14 protein-coding genes are annotated in these 18,352 nt (G+C 53.7%); all 14 read right to left on the bottom strand.

Features of this window, described 5'->3' with window-relative positions; translation table 11 throughout:
- Positions 1-2 precede the first annotated feature (2 nt).
- Positions 3-1,421, bottom strand: coding sequence for a UDP-N-acetylmuramoyl-tripeptide--D-alanyl-D-alanine ligase (locus NST08_RS09075; RefSeq protein WP_341033977.1), 1,419 nt, complete (start codon positions 1,419-1,421; stop codon positions 3-5).
- Positions 1,421-2,905 (bottom strand): UDP-N-acetylmuramoyl-L-alanyl-D-glutamate--2,6-diaminopimelate ligase, encoded by a 1,485-nt coding sequence (locus NST08_RS09070; protein ID WP_341033978.1) that lies wholly within the window; start codon positions 2,903-2,905, stop codon positions 1,421-1,423. The genes NST08_RS09075 and NST08_RS09070 overlap by 1 nt, the downstream gene beginning before the upstream one ends.
- Positions 2,906-2,966: 61 nt before the next feature.
- Complete coding sequence (locus NST08_RS09065) at positions 2,967-4,913, bottom strand: stage V sporulation protein D (protein ID WP_007129462.1); 1,947 nt, start codon at positions 4,911-4,913, stop codon at positions 2,967-2,969.
- Between the two features lie 87 nt (positions 4,914-5,000).
- Positions 5,001-7,295 (bottom strand): penicillin-binding transpeptidase domain-containing protein, encoded by a 2,295-nt coding sequence (locus tag NST08_RS09060; protein ID WP_341341695.1) that lies wholly within the window; start codon positions 7,293-7,295, stop codon positions 5,001-5,003.
- 17 nt (positions 7,296-7,312) lie between these two features.
- On the bottom strand, positions 7,313-7,723 hold the full coding sequence (locus NST08_RS09055) for a cell division protein FtsL (protein WP_341033980.1): 411 nt from the start codon (positions 7,721-7,723) through the stop codon (positions 7,313-7,315).
- A 31-nt stretch (positions 7,724-7,754) separates the two neighbouring features.
- Positions 7,755-8,708 carry a 16S rRNA (cytosine(1402)-N(4))-methyltransferase RsmH gene (rsmH, locus tag NST08_RS09050; protein WP_007129459.1) on the bottom strand — a complete coding sequence of 318 codons (954 nt, stop codon included), beginning with the start codon at positions 8,706-8,708 and terminating at the stop codon, positions 7,755-7,757.
- 84 nt (positions 8,709-8,792) lie between these two features.
- Complete coding sequence (gene mraZ, locus NST08_RS09045; RefSeq protein ID WP_007129458.1) at positions 8,793-9,230, bottom strand: division/cell wall cluster transcriptional repressor MraZ; 438 nt, start codon at positions 9,228-9,230, stop codon at positions 8,793-8,795.
- Positions 9,231-9,439: 209 nt separating this feature from the next.
- On the bottom strand, positions 9,440-10,708 hold the full coding sequence (locus tag NST08_RS09040; RefSeq protein ID WP_144878354.1) for an adenosylhomocysteinase: 1,269 nt from the start codon (positions 10,706-10,708) through the stop codon (positions 9,440-9,442).
- Positions 10,709-10,749: 41 nt separating this feature from the next.
- Complete coding sequence (bshC, locus tag NST08_RS09035; protein WP_341033981.1) at positions 10,750-12,381, bottom strand: bacillithiol biosynthesis cysteine-adding enzyme BshC; 1,632 nt, start codon at positions 12,379-12,381, stop codon at positions 10,750-10,752.
- A gap of 170 nt (positions 12,382-12,551) precedes the next feature.
- Positions 12,552-13,490, bottom strand: coding sequence for an ABC transporter ATP-binding protein (locus NST08_RS09030; protein ID WP_007129455.1), 939 nt, complete (start codon positions 13,488-13,490; stop codon positions 12,552-12,554).
- Positions 13,487-14,482, bottom strand: coding sequence for an ABC transporter ATP-binding protein (locus tag NST08_RS09025; RefSeq protein WP_007129454.1), 996 nt, complete (start codon positions 14,480-14,482; stop codon positions 13,487-13,489). Before NST08_RS09025 ends, NST08_RS09030 begins: the two co-directional genes overlap by 4 nt.
- A gap of 13 nt (positions 14,483-14,495) precedes the next feature.
- A complete protein-coding gene (locus NST08_RS09020) occupies positions 14,496-15,446 on the bottom strand; it encodes an ABC transporter permease (RefSeq protein ID WP_007129453.1) in 951 nt (316 codons plus the stop codon).
- Between the two features lie 2 nt (positions 15,447-15,448).
- Complete coding sequence (locus NST08_RS09015) at positions 15,449-16,381, bottom strand: ABC transporter permease (protein ID WP_007129452.1); 933 nt, start codon at positions 16,379-16,381, stop codon at positions 15,449-15,451.
- A 263-nt stretch (positions 16,382-16,644) separates the two neighbouring features.
- The gene (locus tag NST08_RS09010; protein WP_007129451.1) at positions 16,645-18,306 is read right to left on the bottom strand and encodes a peptide ABC transporter substrate-binding protein; all 1,662 of its coding nucleotides are present in this window, start codon (positions 18,304-18,306) and stop codon (positions 16,645-16,647) included.
- Positions 18,307-18,352 lie beyond the last annotated feature (46 nt).

Below are 18,352 nucleotides of genomic sequence, written 5' to 3'. Positions count from 1 at the left end.
GCTCACCCCCTCACTCCGTTGTTGCCGCCAGGCAGGGCTTTAAGCGCATCGACCACATGCTCCAGCTTCATTCCCCGCGAAGCCTTCACCAATACGATGTCCTTCTCGGTCACCCGCTTCAGCAGCTCCGTTATAAGCTGTTCCTTGTCCGTGAACGCAAGAACAGCCCCGTCCGGGTAATTCGCCTTTGCCGCCTCCGCCGTGTGCTGAGACAATGGACCGTAGGTCAATACGAGCTCCACTTGATCCGGCGAAAGGTAGCGTCCGATCTCTTCGTGGAATTCCCGCTCGCGCTGCCCAAGTTCAAGCATGTCCCCAAGAACGGCAATGCGGCACCGGTATCCCTTCATGTCGCCCAGCACATCGATCGCAGCCTTCGCGGCCGTCGGGCTGGAATTGTAGGCATCGTTCAGCACCGTCACCCCATGGTTCGTCTCAATCGCCTCGATCCGCATGCTCGTCAGCTTGAGACCGGCGAAGCCGCGGCGAATCTCCTCGTCGCTGACGCCCAGATGGGTCGCTACCGCCATGGCAGCCAGAGCGTTGATGACATTATGGCGTCCGAGCAGCGGAAGGCTGAAGCCCTCGCCCTCATACCGGTTCGAGGTGAACACAATGCCGCGGGCGTGAAACATCATGCCTGTCGGATAAGCGTCATTGGTGTCCCGGCTGCCGAACGTAAAGGTGTTCATGGACGCCGGCTTGACCGTTCCCGGCTCCTGCAGCACCTGATCGATCAGCGGCTCATCACCATGGTATACCAGCAATCCGCCGGGCTTCATGCCGCTCACGATTTCAAGCTTGGCCCGGGCAATCTCTTCCCGCGAGCCGAGCTGAAGCAAATGCGCTTCGCCGATATTCGTGATAACCGCGATATCCGGGCGCGCAATCGAAGAGAGCAGCTCAATCTCATGCCGGCCGCTCATCCCCATCTCGAGCACCGCGATATCCGTATCTTCCTTCATCGCAAGCACCGTTAACGGAAGACCGATATGATTGTTATAATTGCCCTGCGTCTTATGAACTTTGTAACGGGTTTCGAGGAGCGCGGTCACCATGTCCTTCACGGTTGTCTTGCCGTTGCTGCCAGTGATGCCGACCACCTTGGCGCGGCTCTCTGCCAAATAAGCGGCTGCAAGTTTCTGGAGAGCCGACAGCGTGTCATCCACAAGGATGACAGGACCGTCAGGGACCGGCCCATGATCCCGCTGCCATAGCAGCGCGCCGGCGCCGGCTGCAAGCACAGCCGCCTCGAATTGATGTCCGTCGAATTTTTCGCCGACAATCGGAACAAACAGATTGCCCGGCTGTATCGTGCGGGAGTCGGTTGCGACTCCTTGAATTACAATATCGTCGTCTTGGTTTCGTGAGAGCGTACCGCCGCACATGTCGGCAATGCTCCGCAATGATTTATGGATCACTATTGTCTGCCCCTTATCGCGTCTTTGGCTACGATGCGGTCGTCAAAATCAAGCACTTCGCCCGCAATCAGCTGGTAGGTCTCATGACCTTTCCCCGCAATCAATACTACATCGCCCGGGCTTGCCATTTCAATAGCCTTTTGAATGGCTTCGCGGCGGTCGACAATGAGCTTGTAGCGGTCTTCGGACACGCCGTCCTCAACCAATCCCGCCTCAATATCCTTAAGGATCGCTCCCGGGTCCTCGGTTCGCGGATTATCCGAAGTAACAAGCACGATATCGCTGTATTTGGCAGCGATCTTACCCATGATCGGCCGTTTGGTGCGGTCACGGTCGCCGCCGCAGCCAAACACGGTCAGCACCCGTCCTTCCGCAAATTCATTGACCGTCCGCAGCACGTTTTCGAGCCCGTCGGGCGTATGCGCATAATCGACGATCACCGCATACGGCTGGCCCTCATCGACAACCTCAACCCGGCCGTCGACACCTGGAACGGATTCCAGGCTGCTCTTAATGTCCTCAAGCGGAACGCCTTCAAGCAGCGCTGCAGCAATGGCAGCCATCGCGTTATATACATTGAACTTCCCTACCATCTTGATGGATATATCCGTGCTTCCTCGGAAGGTATCCACATGGAACGACGTGCCCTGCGCCGTAATCGCGATGTTGCTGGCCCGCACATCCGCCTGCTCGCCGAGGCCGTAATAGATGACTTCCGCAGCCGTCTGCTTGGCAAAATATGCGGAAGCCTCGTCATCGGCATTCAGGACCGCATATTTGCGGGACTGTTCGTCCTTGGGAAAAGCGTTGCCAAGGCGGGAGAAAAATAACCCTTTGGCCGCCCGGTATTCTTCCATCGTATGATGATAGTCAAGATGATCCTGCGTCAGGTTCGTAAATATCGCGGTGCGGAAATCCGTGCCCTTGACGCGTCCCTGCTCCAGCGCATGGGAGGAAACCTCCATCACGCAGCACTGCATGCCTGCTTCGGCCATCTCGTTCAGGTTCCGCTGAAGCTCCAGCGCTTCAGGCGTCGTGCGCGGCATTGGGAACGACTTGCCGGCGTATCGCATCTGAATGGTTCCGATCAATCCGGTCTTTAAACCATGATCGTTCATGATTTTCTCGATCAAATAGGTGGTCGTTGTCTTGCCGTTCGTTCCTGTCACGCCGATGATCTTCATCCGCGAGCTAGGCTGATTGAAGAACGCATTAGCAAGCCGGGCCATCGCGAACCGGCTGTCCTTTACGATGATCTGGGGAAGGTGGATGTCAAGCTTCCGCTCCACGACCAGGGCAACTGCGCCCCGCTCGGCAGCCTGGGCGGCAAAGTCATGGCCGTCCACGGTATGACCCGGAAGGCATATAAACAGATCGCCCGGCTTTACTTCCCGAGAATCAACTTGGATTCCGGTAATTTCAACGTCACCGGCACCGTCGATCACGGCGGCTGCCAGCACGGATGATAATTCGTTCAATTTCATGGATATCCCTCTCTCTATATATCCGTATCATCCGGCACGGCGTCTATCCGGATGATACGGCTTAATGTTCGTGTTTCGCTTCGTCCGGAGCCTCGCCCATGTAGATACGGATCGTGGATCCCCGCTCCACTCGGCTTCCCGGCTTCGGCGCCTGGGAAATGACCGTGTTGCCGGTCCCCGACTTGGCCAGGTTAAAGTTCATGTTCAAGTCCTCGTAGAGCTCCTGAACCGTCGCTCCAACCAGATCCGGCACGGTTACGGTCGGCACTTCCCCATATTTGTAATCGCGGGGAAGCTGATCCTTCCGCGGCGGAATATTCATATAGTGCAGCGCATCCTCCAAGATGTTCTGCACGATCGGAGCCGCAACCACGCCCCCGAATTGAATTCCCTTCGGATTGTCGACCGCGGTATACACAACGATCTCAGGATCGTCCGCCGGCGCGAAGCCGATAAAGGATACGATATGCTCGGTGGAGGAATAACGTCCGTTCACGACCTTCTGGGCCGTCCCGGTCTTCCCGCCGACGCGGTAGCCGTCGATGAAGGCAGGCCGTCCGGTTCCTTTGGCCACGACGCTTTCCAGCGCTTCGCGGACCTGCTTGGACGTCTCTTCCGAGATGACCTGCCTCACCATCTGCGGCTTCACTTCCTCCACCACCTCGCCGGTTTCCGGATGGATCCATGCCTTGGCCACATAAGGTTTGTAGAGCTTGCCTCCGTTAATGGCGGCAGATACTGCGGCCACCTGCTGGATCGGAGTCACCGAGACCCCCTGGCCGAAGGCCGTCGTCGCAAGCTCAACGGGCCCGACGTTGTCCAGCTTGAACAGGATGCCGTTCTCCTCCCCGTTCAAATCGATCCCCGTCTTCGAGCCGAAGCCGAAATCGCGGATATATTGGAACAGGCTTTCCTTGCCGAGCTTCTGGCCGAGTGCCACAAAGCCCGGGTTGCAGGAGTTCTGGACGACTTCCAAATAGGTCTGGCTGCCATGTCCGCCCCGCTTCCAGCAGCGGAGGCGAGCGCCCCCAACTTCGACTGCGCCTGAATCAAAGAAATGATCATGTTTCAGATCCACCTTCCCCTCTTCCAGCGCTGCGGCCAGCGTGATGATCTTGAAGGTCGACCCCGGCTCGTACGTCATCCAGATCGGAAGATTCCGATTGTACGTCTCGGGGGAGAATTCCTGATAATTCGCTGGCGAGTAGCTCGGACGGCTGGCCATGGCCAAAATCTCGCCCGTCTTCGGATTCATGGCGATGGACCAAGCCCCATTGGCCTGGTATTTCACCATCGCCTGATCAAGCTCCCGTTCCATAATGGACTGAATCGATTTATCGATCGTCAGCTCCAGATTCAAGCCGTTACGCGGTTCCTTATACGTCTCGGTGGAGCCCGGCATCAGCCTGCCCCCCGCATCCGACAGGTACGAGATATTCCCGTTGAACCCTTTCAGCTTATCGTCATGCTTCGCTTCCAAGCCGGTAAGTCCCTGATTGTCAATTCCCGCAAATCCCAGAATATGTGCGGCAAGATCGCCGTATGGATAATAACGCTTGTTGTCTTCGGCAACAACGATACCCGGCAGCTTCAAATCACGAATTTCCTGCGCCAGCTCCATCGTAATTTTACGCCCTCCGGGTTTGATTTGTTCCACCATGGATTTCCGTTTGGTAATGGCCTTCTTCACATCGGCTTCGCCTACCCCCAACATCCCGGAGAGCGTCTTGGCTGTTTCATCGGGGTTTTGGATCTGCGCCGGAATGGCCCATATGGTCGGCGTCGTGATGTTGGTTACAAGCGCGGTGCCGTTTCTATCGAGAATCTCGCCCCGCTTCGCCGAAAACGGAATGGCCCGGCGCCACAGCTCCTCTGCTTTCGCTGACAGCTCCGCGCCCTTTCCGATTTGGACATACCCCAGCCTGACGATCAATGCCGAGAACAGCAGGAGCAGCAGCAGCAGGCTCCAGAGCAGACGGCGCCGCTGTGATACCTTGGATACTTTCACCTTAAGCTTCCCTCCCCGTTTGAACCCGAAAGCTCATGAAATGCCTTCATCACATGAGTATTCGGGACAAACCGGGGATAGAACAAGCTATTCCTTGTCCTCTTCGCTTCCCGCCGCCTGGTCGGCGGCATCGGTTGCCTTCTCTTCTTGAGTTGCGGTTCCGGATTCAGCTTCGTTTTCGGTTTCGTTTTCGATTTCAGCTCCGGTTTCGCTGTCGCTTGCCTCCGACTTATCCTCGGCAGGCGTCAGTGTCAGATGCACGGTCCGCTGGCCGTTCTCACTCGTTTCCATTTGCTTGGTAACGTAGCCTTCGCCCTGGACCATGACCTTGACCCGCATCAAGGTCAGGACCTCCATCGCATCGCGAAGTGACTCGCCCTGCAAATTCGGAACTGACATCGTCGCTTCATCCTCGGTCAAGAGATAGATGCGCTGCGCGCCGCTGATCGGCGTGCCGGGCTCCGGAAACTGCTTCTTTACGGTGCTTCCGCTGCCGAGCGTCTCGAATACAACGCCCTCCTCAAGCAGCTTCGCCTTCGCTTCGCTTACCTTCATGCCCGTCATTTTCGGAGCTTCATAGGACCCGTCGGGAAGTACGGTCTCTTTCGATTTCCCCTTATCTTCGGCATTCGACTTCGGAACGCCCCAGTAAGTCAGCGTCTTGGATACGATCTCTTTGAAGATCGGTGCCGCGAGCGCGCCTCCGCCTTTCTCCTCATTCGGTTCGTCAATGATGACCAGCACAGCGATCTTCGGATCCTCCACCGGCGCGTAACCGATAAAGGAAACAACCTGTTTGGTCGTATCCTTATAGCCGCCGCTGGATTTGACGGCAGTACCCGTCTTCCCCGCTACCCGGTAACCGTCGATATATGCCGCGTGCCCTGTACCTTTGTCAGCGTCGGCAACGACCTGCTCGAGATATTTGCCGGTTTCCCTGGCTGACTCGGGCGAGATGACCTGGCGGACCATTTTTGGCTCGATTTTCTTGGTCTTGCCGGTGTTCGGATCCTCGATCTCCTTCACCAAATGCGGCTTCATCAGCTTGCCGCCGTTCGCAACGGCCGAGATGGCCGCAATTTGCTGGATCGGCGACACCGAAACGGCATAGCCGTAGGTCATGGAGGCGATATCCGGATCGTAAGTCATGTTCAGGATACTGGACGTTTCGCCCGGAAGGTCGATACCGGTCTTTTCCGCAAAGCCGAATTGCTTGATATAGTTGGTGAGCCGCTCCTTGCCAAGCATTTCGTACCCCAGCTTGACAAAGGCCACGTTACTCGACCGCTTCACGCCTTCGAGATAGGTTATCGTCCCCCAACCCTCAGGACGTATGTCTCTGTGGGTTCGGTTCCCGATCCGGAGGGTGCCCGACTGGTAGGCTGCATTCGGGTTGAACAGCTTCTCCTGGATGGCGCTGGCCAAGGTGACGATCTTGAAGGTCGATCCCGGCTCGTACCGCGATCTTACCGCATGATTGTAAAAGTTCTTGTATTCCGATTCCCAGTATGTATTGGGATTATAGGTCGGCAGGTTCGCCATGCCGAGGATTTCTCCGGTCTTCGGATCCGCCGCGATCACCGTCATGCTGATCGGCTTGTATTTGTCAAACGTTTCTCGCATCGCGTCCTCGATATAATACTGGATTGTATCATCGATCGTCAGCAATAAATTTTTCCCATTTATGGCAGGCTGGTATAAATCATCCTGGCTCGGCAGCTTGACGCCCTTCTTGTCGCTCTTGTAGGAGGCAAACCCGTCCTTTCCCCGCAGGTAGTCGTCGTAAAAGGCCTCAATGCCGCCAATCGCTTCTCCCTGGAGATCCGTATATCCAACGACATGCGCTGCCAGCGAATCTTTCGGATAGTAGCGCTTCTGTTCCAGCCGGAGGTCGATGCCCGAATCGGGGATCTTACCGTCTTTCTTTAGCCTCTGCTCCAGGCTCTTCTTCAGCTCTTCAACCTTGTCCTTGGTCTCCTCGTCGATCTTCCAGCCCTCGCTGCGGACCTCGCGCCCCTGCAGATATTCTCCCTTATCGTTCTTGGCCCGGACCATTTCCCGAAGCTCGTCCTCATCCTTGCCGAGAATGTCATGCAGCCCCTTAACGACATCCTCCTCCAGGCCGTTCGCCTGAATGACCTTCGGATTGACGACCACGGTATAGGCTGGCGCATCCATGGCCAGAATATCGCCGTCCCGGTCCATGATCGTCCCCCGGGATGCAGGGAGATCCTGCGAGCGGGACCAGCGCTTCATCGCTTCAGCCTTCCAGAAATCGTTGTCGATGACCTGCAGCCAGAACACCCGACCAATTAATAAAGCAAAAAAGAGGGTTATACATCCCCCTATTAGCACGGTGCGCAGTTTGATTTTTTTAACCATTGGCGTAACCTCACACTTTAATCATTTTGTCCGGATTTCGAAGCCTCTGTTCCGGATTGTCCGGAAACCGGTGACAAATGAATGGCGTCTGTTTCATCAATGGGCACGTAACCAAGCTCTTTTGCCTTCTCCAAAATTTGCATCTCCAGCGTCTGCTTCTCGACTTGAAGCTGTGTGACCGTCCGTTTCCCTTTTTCAATCTTATTCTCCGTTACATGGATCTGCCGATTCAGGTCATAGGAATGAACATGGCTCATGCCGACCACGCCCATGACGACAACCATGAGCACCACGGACAACAAATACAGAAGCTTTTCTTTCTGGGGTAACTGGGAACGGCGTTTGATGACTTTCGTCTTCTCGAGATAGGCGGACTGCGTTTCCTTCTGTCTCTCCTGTACAGCCAAATTACCGCGTGTGTATGCCATGGCGATTCTCCTTCTTCAGGTATAATGTGTGCTACTGCTTTTCTGCAATTCGCAGCTTCGCCGATCTTGCTCTCGGGTTGCCCTCGATTTCCTCCGCCGACGGTATGATCGGCTTGCGGTTCACCAGCTTCAAATCCCCCTGGCCGCCTCCGCATACGCACATTGGAAAATCCGGAGGGCAAGTGCATTTAGGAATATACGAATTGAAAATCTGCTTACATATCCGGTCTTCCAGCGAATGGAACGTGATCACGGACACTCTCCCCCCCGGGGCAAGGCATCTCACCGCCTGGTGCAGCGCATCCTGGAATGCGCCAAGCTCATCATTGACCGCAATCCGGAACGCCTGAAAGCTGCGCTTCGCCGGATGGCCGCCCGTACGTCTTGCTGCTGCCGGAATTCCTTCCTTAATTAATTCGACAAGCTCCCCGGTTGTCTGAATAGGTCGCTGTGCCCTTCTTTCCGCAATGACCTTGGCGATGCGGCGTGAAAACTTCTCCTCGCCGTATTCGTGTAGAATTCGCGAAATCTCCTGCTCCGGCCACTCGTTGACGATCGTTGCAGCGGTCAGCTCGGCGGATTGATCCATCCGCATATCCAGCGGCGCATCGTGATTGTAGCTGAACCCTCTCTCTCCCTCATCGAATTGGGGAGAAGACACGCCCAAATCAAAGAGTATACCGTCAACTTGCGGCTGTTCGTTCCCGCCTGGCGTCGTTTCGCTCCGGAGCACCTCCTCCAGATCCCGAAAATTCGTCTTGACGAGCGTAATCCGGTCTGCGTAAGGCTTCATTACTTCCCGGGCATTATTCAATGCCCAATCGTCCTGATCCAATGCGATCAACCGGCCTTTCGAACTTAGCTGGGAAGCAATGAGCGAGCTATGCCCCGCGCCTCCAAGCGTACAGTCAACGTATATACCATCTGGTTTGATGCGCAGCCCTTCTGTCGCTTCTTGCTTAAGCACCGTGATGTGATGGAACAAAGCTGCAGCCCTCCATTGTGTCTGAATTCAACATTCTAGTCGTTTACATTTGCTGCTCAATCGTCAAGTACTACTGCAAGCCGTTTAAAGATCGAAATCAAAATCGACCAGCTTCTCGGCGATGTCGTTGAATGTCTCCTCCGACTGCTCGTAGTACTTCTGCCACTGCTCCTTGCTCCAGATCTCCACGCGGTTGGATACGCCGATAACGACGCACTCCTTCTCCAGCTTGGCGAACTCGCGCAAATTGCCCGGCAAATTTACCCTTCCCTGTTTATCCCATTCGCATTCGGTTGCCCCGGAAAAGAAAAACCGGGTGAATGCGCGGGCATCCGACTTCATGAGCGGCAGGGATTTGAGCTTCTGCTCCATAATGGACCATTCTTCTCTGGGGTATACAAATAGGCATTGGTCCAATCCGCGGGTAACAACAAACGAGGCGCCTAAGAGCTCCCGAAATTTAGCGGGGATGATGATTCTTCCCTTGTCATCAATGCTATGCTGAAACTCCCCCATAAACATCAGGCATTCCACCCCTTAACCCCGTTTCCCCACTTTGCACCACTTTCCACCACTTTAGGATAATAGATTCGGCGTCAAGAATCAAATTCCTTCAAGCGGGATTTTGTTTTTTTGGTTATTTCTCTCAAGATGACCGCACCAAAAAACCTCCTTCCAAATCCCTGCCGGGAATGGAAGGAGGTTCTCAAGTGTTAAGGTGCCGTATAGGTTTAATGCTGGGCCCAGCTATCCAAGTAAGCTTTCTGCTCAGCGCTCAAGCTGTCGATTTGAATGCCTAGACTTTCCAGCTTATAAAGTGCCACTTGCTCATCCAACTCATAAGGAACGTTCAGCACCCGCGTACCGATCTGCTGATATTGTTCATTTACATACTTCAGAGACAGCGCCTGAAGCGCAAAGGTCATATCCATAATTTCAGCCGGATGGCCGTCGCCCGCTGCCAGATTGACGAGGCGGCCTTCGGCCAGCAAGTAAATTTTGCGTCCGTCTTTCAGATGATATTCCTCAATATTGCGGCGAACGGTGCGAACCGACTGGGCGCGCTCGGCCAAATCCGGCTTGTTGACCTCCACATCGAAATGTCCCGCATTCGATAGGATGGCTCCGTCCTTCATAACATCGAAGTCCTCGCCGCTGATTACGTCGCGGTTGCCGGTTACGGTAACGAAGAAATCCCCCAGCTTCGCCGCTTCGCGCATCGGCATCACCCGGAAGCCGTCCATATAGGCTTCAACCGCTTTAATCGCATCCACCTCGGTAACAATGACATTGGCACCAAGACCTTTGGCCCGCATCGCAACCCCTTTGCCGCACCAGCCGTAGCCGACGACAACCACTGTTTTTCCAGCCACGACCAGATTCGTCGTCCGATTAATGCCGTCCCATACGGATTGGCCCGTACCGTAGCGGTTATCGAATAAATATTTGCAGTATGCATCATTGACGGCCACCATCGGGAATTTTAGCGCCCCTTCTTTCTCCAGGGACTTTAGTCGCAGAATGCCGGTCGTTGTTTCTTCCGCCCCGCCGCGAACCCCTTCAAGCAGGTCTGTGCGCTCAGCATGCAAAATCGTAACGAGATCGCCGCCGTCATCAATAATGAGATCGGGTCTCGTCTCCAATGTCGAGATGAGATGCTGTTTATATTCTTCCGGATCGGGATTATATTTCGCGAACACGGTAATGCCGTCCTCCACCAAAGCCGCGCATACATCGTCCTGTGTGGACAGCGGGTTGCTGCCGGTGATGGTCACTTCGGCTCCCCCGGCCTGAATGACTTTTGCAAGATAGGCGGTCTTCGCTTCCAGATGCAAGGAGATGGCGACCTTCAAGCCTTTGAACGGAAGCTCCCGTTCGAACTGCTCCCGCACCCGGTTCAGTACCGGCATGTGCGCCTTCACCCAGTCAATCTTCAAATGACCCTCCGGCGCCAACTTGACGTCGGCGATGCTGCTGTTCTGTAATGCAGATGAGCTCATACAACTAACCTCCTATGGTCTGTTTAATGCATACCGGCTTATTATATGAATACGACACGATGGGTGCCCGAACCTTCATACGGGATTTCCATCAGGCGGTCCACCAGATTCAGCCCGTAGCGGTTCATGTATTCTACGATGTTGTACACCCTTTCCTGCGGGCTGCCCTCAGGCAGAAGCGACACTTCGATCCGCTTCCACTGCGCCAAAGCTGCTTCATGCTGCTGGGCCAATGCGCTTTTTGATCTGCTGAGCAGGAAATCCATCTGCTCCAAGATTTTCTCGCGGTTCGTTTCCCCTAATTTTAACAGCCCCGCCTGCATTTTACCAAGATCTTCTATCAAAGGCTGGTACAGCGTCTCAAACGCGGCCTTCGTTTGGGCAAACCGTTCATCCAAATTCAGCTTGTCTTGGCCAGCCAGCCACGCATCCCGCTTCTCCGCTAGATTGAGCAGCACGTCCTGGAAGGTCAGCTCATACTTATCCATGTATTTATGAACGGTCCCGTCCAGAAGCGTAAAGGACATTCTCGGGATGATCAGCGGCATTCGCAATCCCAGATCGGCAAAAGCGTCGCGGGTGATCGCCCAATACGAAATCTCGCCTGGGCCGAGAATGGTTCCGAGTACGGGGAGCAGTGAGTCCTGCATGATCGGACGGGTCAGCACATTGTTGCTGAACCGGGCCGGATGCTTATGCAGCTCGTCGAGAAGCTCCTGCCGTGTAAAGGATACGAGGCCCTTCCGGTCCGTGTAGACATCCCCCTCGCGGAACAGCAGAAGCCGTCTGCCTTCATGCACGTAGAAGAGATTCGCCCCATTCTCCGCGACCTCCGCCTGAACTTCATAGCCCCGTCCGGCGATTTCTTTAGCCGCAGCCTGGTAGGAGCGGCATACATCTTCATTACGCTTGATCATCGCTTCGAACACGGGAACCTCCAGCTCCCGCAGCGCAGGGTCGGCGGAATCGAGTAAAATCAATCCGTATTTGCCGAACATCCCGCCGAGCAGCCTTGCAAAAGCATCGCTTAAACAGGGTGCATCCTGGACCGATTCGCTGACCAGCCTCAACAACTCGCCCTTGTGTTCGCTGTCAAGCAGCTGCTGCTGCAGCTCGTTCAGCAGCCCGTCCCAATCCGCACGGTCTACTTTCGTATAGCTGACAGAGGTTCTCAGTGCATCCTTCGGATCCAGCTTCACCTTGGCAAGGCTCTGATCCGGGGACAAGAAATACGTGTGATTCACCTCGTCCCAATCATGATCTTCCCCAGCGATCCAAAATACAGGCACCACCGGCCGGTTGAGCCGCCGCTGTGCTTCCCGGGCAGACTGGATGATCGTGATGGCCTTGTATACAACGAGCAGCGGACCTGTAAACAACCCGCTTTGCTGCCCGCCGACCATCACCAGCGTACCCTGCTGCTCCAGTGAATCCAGCGACGTATGTACTGCAGGATGATTATTGTGCTTCTTATTATATGCCCGAAGACAACTGACCAGCGCCTTGCGCGGCGTGCGCTTGTCTTCCGAAAGGTCCAGCCATGCTGCCCGCTCGGCAAAACTTCGCTCGCTGCGGTAATCTCCACCGTATAATCCGCTGACTTGATCGAAACGGTGAATATAGTCCTGAGCAAGACGCGAGGCGAGGTGTAATGGTTCCGGAACGATATTCATGAGGTCGCCTCCTATTCTTTCGTCGCCAAAATATCCAATATGTGTACGATCATTTATTCTAACCTAATAAAACCTTTCTTGATTGTACCGAATGTTGGTATTGTGCGTCAAAGGAAAAGAATAGCCGCCGGCATGATTGCCTGCGGCTATTTCTACTTGTCAAGGCCGAATTATGCGTAAGCCTTGGCAACCCAATGGCCCTTGGATACCTCGACCAGTTCGGTATCATCCACATCCAGCTGAACCGTTCCGTCCTCTCCTTTGGCGGCCGAAATCGGTCCCTGCATGTCATTTTCCATTTTAAGACGCGTTTTGTTCGCCTCGATTTCCGGATCCGGAATCGGAATGGCGGACAGCAGCGTTTTGGTGTAAGGATGGATCGGGTTGGCGTACAGCTCTTCACTGTCCGCCAGCTCGACCATTTTCCCAAGATACATCACCGCTACGCGGTCGCTGATATGCTTGACCATCGACAGGTCGTGAGCGATGAAGAGGTACGTCAATCCGAGACGGTTCTGCAAATCCTTCAGCAGGTTGACCACCTGAGCCTGAATGGATACGTCGAGCGCCGAGATCGGCTCGTCGCATATGATGAATTTCGGATTGACCGCAAGCGCGCGCGCAATGCCGATCCGCTGCCGCTGACCGCCCGAGAACTCGTGGGGATAACGCGTTGCATGATCGCTGTTCAGGCCGACCATGTCAAGCAGCTCCTCAATCCGCTTCTTGCGCTCTGCGCGGCTTCCGGCCATGCCGTGAATATCCAGCGCTTCACCGATAATATCGGAAACCGTAAATCTCGGATTCAGCGATGCATACGGATCCTGGAAGATCATCTGCATATCGCGCCGCATCGCCTTCATTTTCTTCGGAGACAGCTTGTAAATGTCCGTACCATTAAAGTTAACGCTGCCTGCCGTCGGCTCGTACAAACGCAGAATCGTCCGACCCGCCGTAGATTTGCCGCAGCCGGATTCCCCGACCATGCCGAGCGTTTCGCCTTCGCGGATATAGAAGTTCAGGTTGTCGACCGCCTTGAGCACATTGCCCCCGCCGACATTAAAGTATTTCTTGAGGCCTTTCACTTCAATCAGATGGTTATCCTTCATGAGCTTTGCGCCTCCTTCGCCATCGGATGCAAATTCCAGCAGCGCGCCATATGCGTGTCGCTGAATTCCGTCGCTCCCGGGTCGATCCGTTCGCAAATCTTCATCGCCTCATCGCAGCGGGCGCAGAAAGGACAGCCGACAGGCGGCTTGATCAGATCCGGCGGCGTTCCGATGATCGGAATGAGCGGCTCGTCCTTCTTCTGATCCAGGCGCGGCATGGAACGAAGCAGACCTTTCGTGTAGGGGTGCTGGGGATTTTTAAAGATCTCCCATTTCGTTCCGGTCTCTACCACTTCGCCCGCATACATAACGATCACGCGATCGCACATGCCGGCCACGACCCCAAGGTCATGGGTGATCAGAATAATCGACGTGCCGAGACGCTGCTGCATTTCTTTCATGACATCCATGATTTGAGCTTGGATCGTCACGTCCAGCGCCGTTGTCGGTTCGTCCGCAATAAGCAGCGTCGGCTTGCAGGCAAGCGCGATCGCGATCATCGCACGTTGACGCATGCCGCCCGAAAATTCATGCGGGTATTGATCAAACCGTTCCTCGGCATTCTTGATGCCGACGAGCTTCAGCATTTCGATCGCCTGCTTCTTCGCTTCGGAGAACGACATGCGCTGATGCTTCACGAGCACCTCGGTTATCTGCTTGCCGATTTTAATGGTCGGATTCAGCGAGGTCATCGGATCCTGGAAGATCATCCCGATATCCTTGCCGCGGATCGCTTCCATCTGTTTATTCGTTTTTTTGAGAAGGTCCTGTCCTTGGAAAATGACCTCTCCTTTTTTGATCTCTGAGGGCGGCGACGGAATCAAACGCATAATGGTCTGGGCGGTAACGCTTTTACCGCTGCCGGACTCACCAACGATGGCAACCGTCTCCCCCTTGCCGACTTCAAAATTCACGCCGCGCACAGCCTTTACCTCGCCGCCTCGGACACGAAACGATACGTTGAGGTCTTTAACCTGCAAGATCGGTTCCATACCTTCCCACCTCCTATTTTTTCAATTTCGGATCCAGCGCATCGCGCAAACCGTCACCGAAAATGTTGAATGCAAGCATTGTCAAGCTGATAAACAGAGCCGGGAACAGCATCCGCCAAGGATAGTACATCCATCCCGACAGAGCGTCGTTAATCATGGAGCCCCACGAAGCGACAGGAGCTTGTACGCCAAGACCCAAGAAGCTCAGGAACGCTTCGGAGAAAATCGCGCTCGGCACCGACAACGTCAATGTAACGATGATCGGTCCCATCGCATTCGGAATCAAGTGCCGGAACAACAGCCGCGGCGCGCTTGCGCCCATCGACCGGGAAGCCAGCACGAATTCCCTGTTTTTCAGCTGCATAATTTCGCCTCGCACGATCCAGGACATGTTGATCCATCCTGTAATCGTCAAGGCAAGTATGATCGTCCCAAGACTCGGCTCAAACACGACCAGAAGCAAAATCGTTACCAGCAAATAAGGAATGGAATACAGAATTTCTGCAAATTTATTCATGAATTCGTCGACGCGCCCGCCGAAGTAACCCATAATGCCGCCGTAAATAACGCCGATCATCAGGTCAATGGCTGCCGCCGCAAGGCCAACCGTCAAAGATATGCGAGCTCCCATCCAGGTGCGGACAAACACGTCGCGGCCCAGATCGTCCGTACCGAACCAATGCTCGGCGGAAGGCGGAGCGTTCGTATTCATCAAATCATTGGTTTCATAGTCATAATTCGAAATCATCGGTCCGATGATCGCCATGATGACAATCAGGATCATGACAACGAGGCCCGTCATCGCAAGCTTATTCTTGCGCAATCGTTCCCAGGAATCCCGCCAGGAAGACAAGCTTTCCCGCTGGATGACTTCGGACTGCTTCTCATCCGGACCGATCTTCCGGAAGTCTTCAGGCGTTAATTGCTGAGCGGCCGGATGAGGCATTCCCTGTTCTGTCGCCATGTTTATCCCTCCTTCCCGCCGGATAGTTTAATGCGCGGATCCACAAATACGTATACGATGTCTGTAACGAAACGCGCCAGCATCAGCAGGATGCCGTAGAAAATCGTAATCCCCATGATCACCGTATAGTCACGGTTCGTAATGCTCTCCACAAACTGCTTGCCGATGCCGCCGATACCAAAAATTTGCTCGATAACGACAGAACCGGTAATGATATTGGCAGTCATTGGACCGACATACGTAACCACCGGCAGGATGCCGTTGCGGATGACATGGCGGAACATGATTGCAAACCAGTTAAGTCCTTTGGCTTTTGCTGTCTTGATATAATCCGAATGAAGCACTTCCAGCATGCTGGAGCGTGTCAAACGGGCGATAAACGCGATCGGCTGTGCGGACAAAGCCATGACAGGCAGGACATAATCGAGCGGACCGTCAAAGCCCATGACATTGAACAGGCCGGCTTTCTCCGCCAATACGAACTGCAGCATGGATGCCAGGACGAAGCTCGGAACCGCGATCCCGAGAACCGAGATAATCATCGCTAGATTGTCAATCAGCTTCCGGTGATAAAGAGCTGCCAGCATCCCCAGCAGTACACCGACGATTACGGAGACGACAATCGCGATCAGACCCAACCGAAGCGAAGGTCCGAACGTATCTACTATAATATCGGTGACCGATTGCCCCTGATGCTTCATAGACAAACCGAAATCACCTTGAATGATATTACCTAAATATTTCGTGTATTGTTGAAAAACCGGTTTATCCAAATCATACTGCTCCATCAGCCTCGCCAAGATTTCAGGCGATGGTTTTTTCTCTCCCATAAACGGATCTCCCGGTATGGCCTTCATAAGAAAAAAAGTGGCTGAGATCAGTATGAACAAGGATACAAGCATGTAAAAAAACTTACTCGCCACATACCTCAGCATTCTTGTCGTCCTCCTGCTCCTGTTGTTCTATACCAAGCCGTCTATTTCATTGTAGTCTTCCCTAATCAAATGAGCATCCAATAAGTTTCACCAAGGGACACAGGATTTGGTAACCGGGCGCTCATACAAAAAATCGGGATATATATGAGGTGTTAGAAGCCCCACATATATATCCCGAACTGCAACCTTTTAGAGGTTGTTCAAAAAGTCGTCTTTTAAACCGACTTTTTGAACATGCACTTTTATAAAGGAATTACAGAAGACTACTCGATATACGCACGTGTGAAATCGATATCGCCTTTATAATCAAGATGGAGGTTCTTCACCCAAGGTTTAACCAGGGAAACGCTAGAGTAGTAGTAGATCGGCATAACAACCTGGTTGTCCTGAACGAGAATCTTCTCCGCTTGAGACATCAATTCCATGCGCTTCGCATTGTCGCTGGTAGCATAAGCTTCCTTGACAAGCTTGTCATACTCTTCGCTCTTGAAGCCGGTATCGTTGTTGCCGCCGGTCGATGTCCACATGTCGATATAGGTCATCGGGTCGTTGTAGTCGGCTCCCCATCCGGAACGTGCAATTTGGTAGTTGAGATCCGTGCGGTTCTTCAAGAATACGCCCCACTCTTGGTTTTGAACCTTAACCGTTACGCCAAGGTTGTTCTTCCACATATCCGCGATGGCCAGCGCAATCTTCTTGTGGTTGTCATCGGAGTTGTGGATCAGCGTAACCTCCGGCAAAGTCGTATAGCCTTTTTCCTTCATGCCTTGTTCGAGCAGCTTCTTCGCTTCTTCCAGATTCTCATTGAAGTAGTTGTCCGGAACTTCTTTACGGTATTCATCCTTCTCGCCTTTAATGCCCGGAGGAACGAAGCCGTAAGCCGGGAGCTGTCCGCCTTGCGTAATTTTCTCTACGATCGCCTTGCGGTCGATTGCCATCGCAAAGGCTTTACGAATGTTTACGTTATCAAACGGTTCTTCCGTTGTATTGAAGATATAGAAGTACGTCGAGGCGATCCCCTTGATCACAAGCTCATCGCCAAGCTCTTTCTTCACCGCATTCAGCTGGTCTGTCGGAATGTTTCCTGTCGGATGTCCGGCATAATCCAGCTCGTCGTTACGGTAGCTTGCAAGCTCGGTCGCAGAGCTGTTAACGATGCTCATTTGTACTTTCTCAAGCTTGATGGAAGCTTTGTCCCAATACTGGTCGTTCTTCACAAGCTCGATCTTTTGGCCCTTCGTCATTTGTGAAACTTTGAACGGACCATTCCCGATCAACGTATCCGGTTTCGTCGCCCAAGAAGCGTTGCCTTCAACGGATTTATGAACCGGGAAATACGTTTGGAAGGACATGAGGCTCAGGAAGTATGGCGTCGGGTTCTCCAGCGTTACTTCCAGCGTGTAGTCATCGGTTGCTTTTACACCGACTTCGTTAGCGTCTTTCATTTCTCCTTTGTTATACGCTTCAGCGTTCTTGATGTAGTACAGCTGGTAAGCGTAAGGGGATGCAGGAGTAAAGTTAGGATCGAGCACGCGCTTCCACGCGAATTCGAAATCCTTGGCCGTTACCGGATCGCCGTTGCTCCATTTGGCGTCCTTGCGAAGGGTGAAAACATATTTGAGGCCATCTTCGGAGATGTCCCATTTTTCCGCTACGCCAGGTTCTTCCGTGCCGTCGGCACCTTTGCGAACCAGACCTTCAAACACAGCGTTGATAACCGTATTCGATGTATTGTCCTGGGACAATCCTGGATCCAATGTCGGAGGGTCGGAGGCAAGGTTCATGCGAAAGACTTGTTCTTTCGGCTTGTTCCCTGTTCCGCTGTTGGCACTTTGATCATTCTTGTCAGCTCCGCATGCGGCCAACACTGAACTGAAGGCAAGAATCAGTGTCATGAGAAGCAGCAGTTTCTTGTGTTTCTTCATCTTGCGTTATCCCCCTCATAAAATAGGTATATGCTTATCGATTATA

Source organism: Paenibacillus sp. FSL K6-1566 (assembly GCF_038050475.1).
Taxonomy (GTDB): Bacteria; Bacillota; Bacilli; order Paenibacillales; family Paenibacillaceae; genus Paenibacillus_AQ; species Paenibacillus_AQ lactis.
This window is presented reverse-complemented; position numbering and strand designations above follow the sequence as displayed.

Excerpts from the sequence above, each read along its gene's own strand:
- NST08_RS09070 (WP_341033978.1), bottom strand. The coding sequence starts at position 2,905 with ATGAAATTGAACGAATTATCATCCGTGCTGGCAGCCGCCGTGATCGAC.
- NST08_RS09060 (WP_341341695.1), bottom strand. The coding sequence starts at position 7,295 with ATGGTTAAAAAAATCAAACTGCGCACCGTGCTAATAGGGGGATGTATA.
- NST08_RS09055 (WP_341033980.1), bottom strand. The coding sequence starts at position 7,723 with ATGGCATACACACGCGGTAATTTGGCTGTACAGGAGAGACAGAAGGAA.
- mraZ (WP_007129458.1), bottom strand. The coding sequence starts at position 9,230 with ATGTTTATGGGGGAGTTTCAGCATAGCATTGATGACAAGGGAAGAATC.
- NST08_RS09040 (WP_144878354.1), bottom strand. The coding sequence starts at position 10,708 with ATGAGCTCATCTGCATTACAGAACAGCAGCATCGCCGACGTCAAGTTG.
- bshC (WP_341033981.1), bottom strand. The coding sequence starts at position 12,381 with ATGAATATCGTTCCGGAACCATTACACCTCGCCTCGCGTCTTGCTCAG.
- NST08_RS09030 (WP_007129455.1), bottom strand. The coding sequence starts at position 13,490 with ATGAAGGATAACCATCTGATTGAAGTGAAAGGCCTCAAGAAATACTTT.
- NST08_RS09025 (WP_007129454.1), bottom strand. The coding sequence starts at position 14,482 with ATGGAACCGATCTTGCAGGTTAAAGACCTCAACGTATCGTTTCGTGTC.
- NST08_RS09020 (WP_007129453.1), bottom strand. The coding sequence starts at position 15,446 with ATGGCGACAGAACAGGGAATGCCTCATCCGGCCGCTCAGCAATTAACG.
- NST08_RS09015 (WP_007129452.1), bottom strand. The coding sequence starts at position 16,381 with ATGCTGAGGTATGTGGCGAGTAAGTTTTTTTACATGCTTGTATCCTTG.
- NST08_RS09010 (WP_007129451.1), bottom strand. The coding sequence starts at position 18,306 with ATGAAGAAACACAAGAAACTGCTGCTTCTCATGACACTGATTCTTGCC.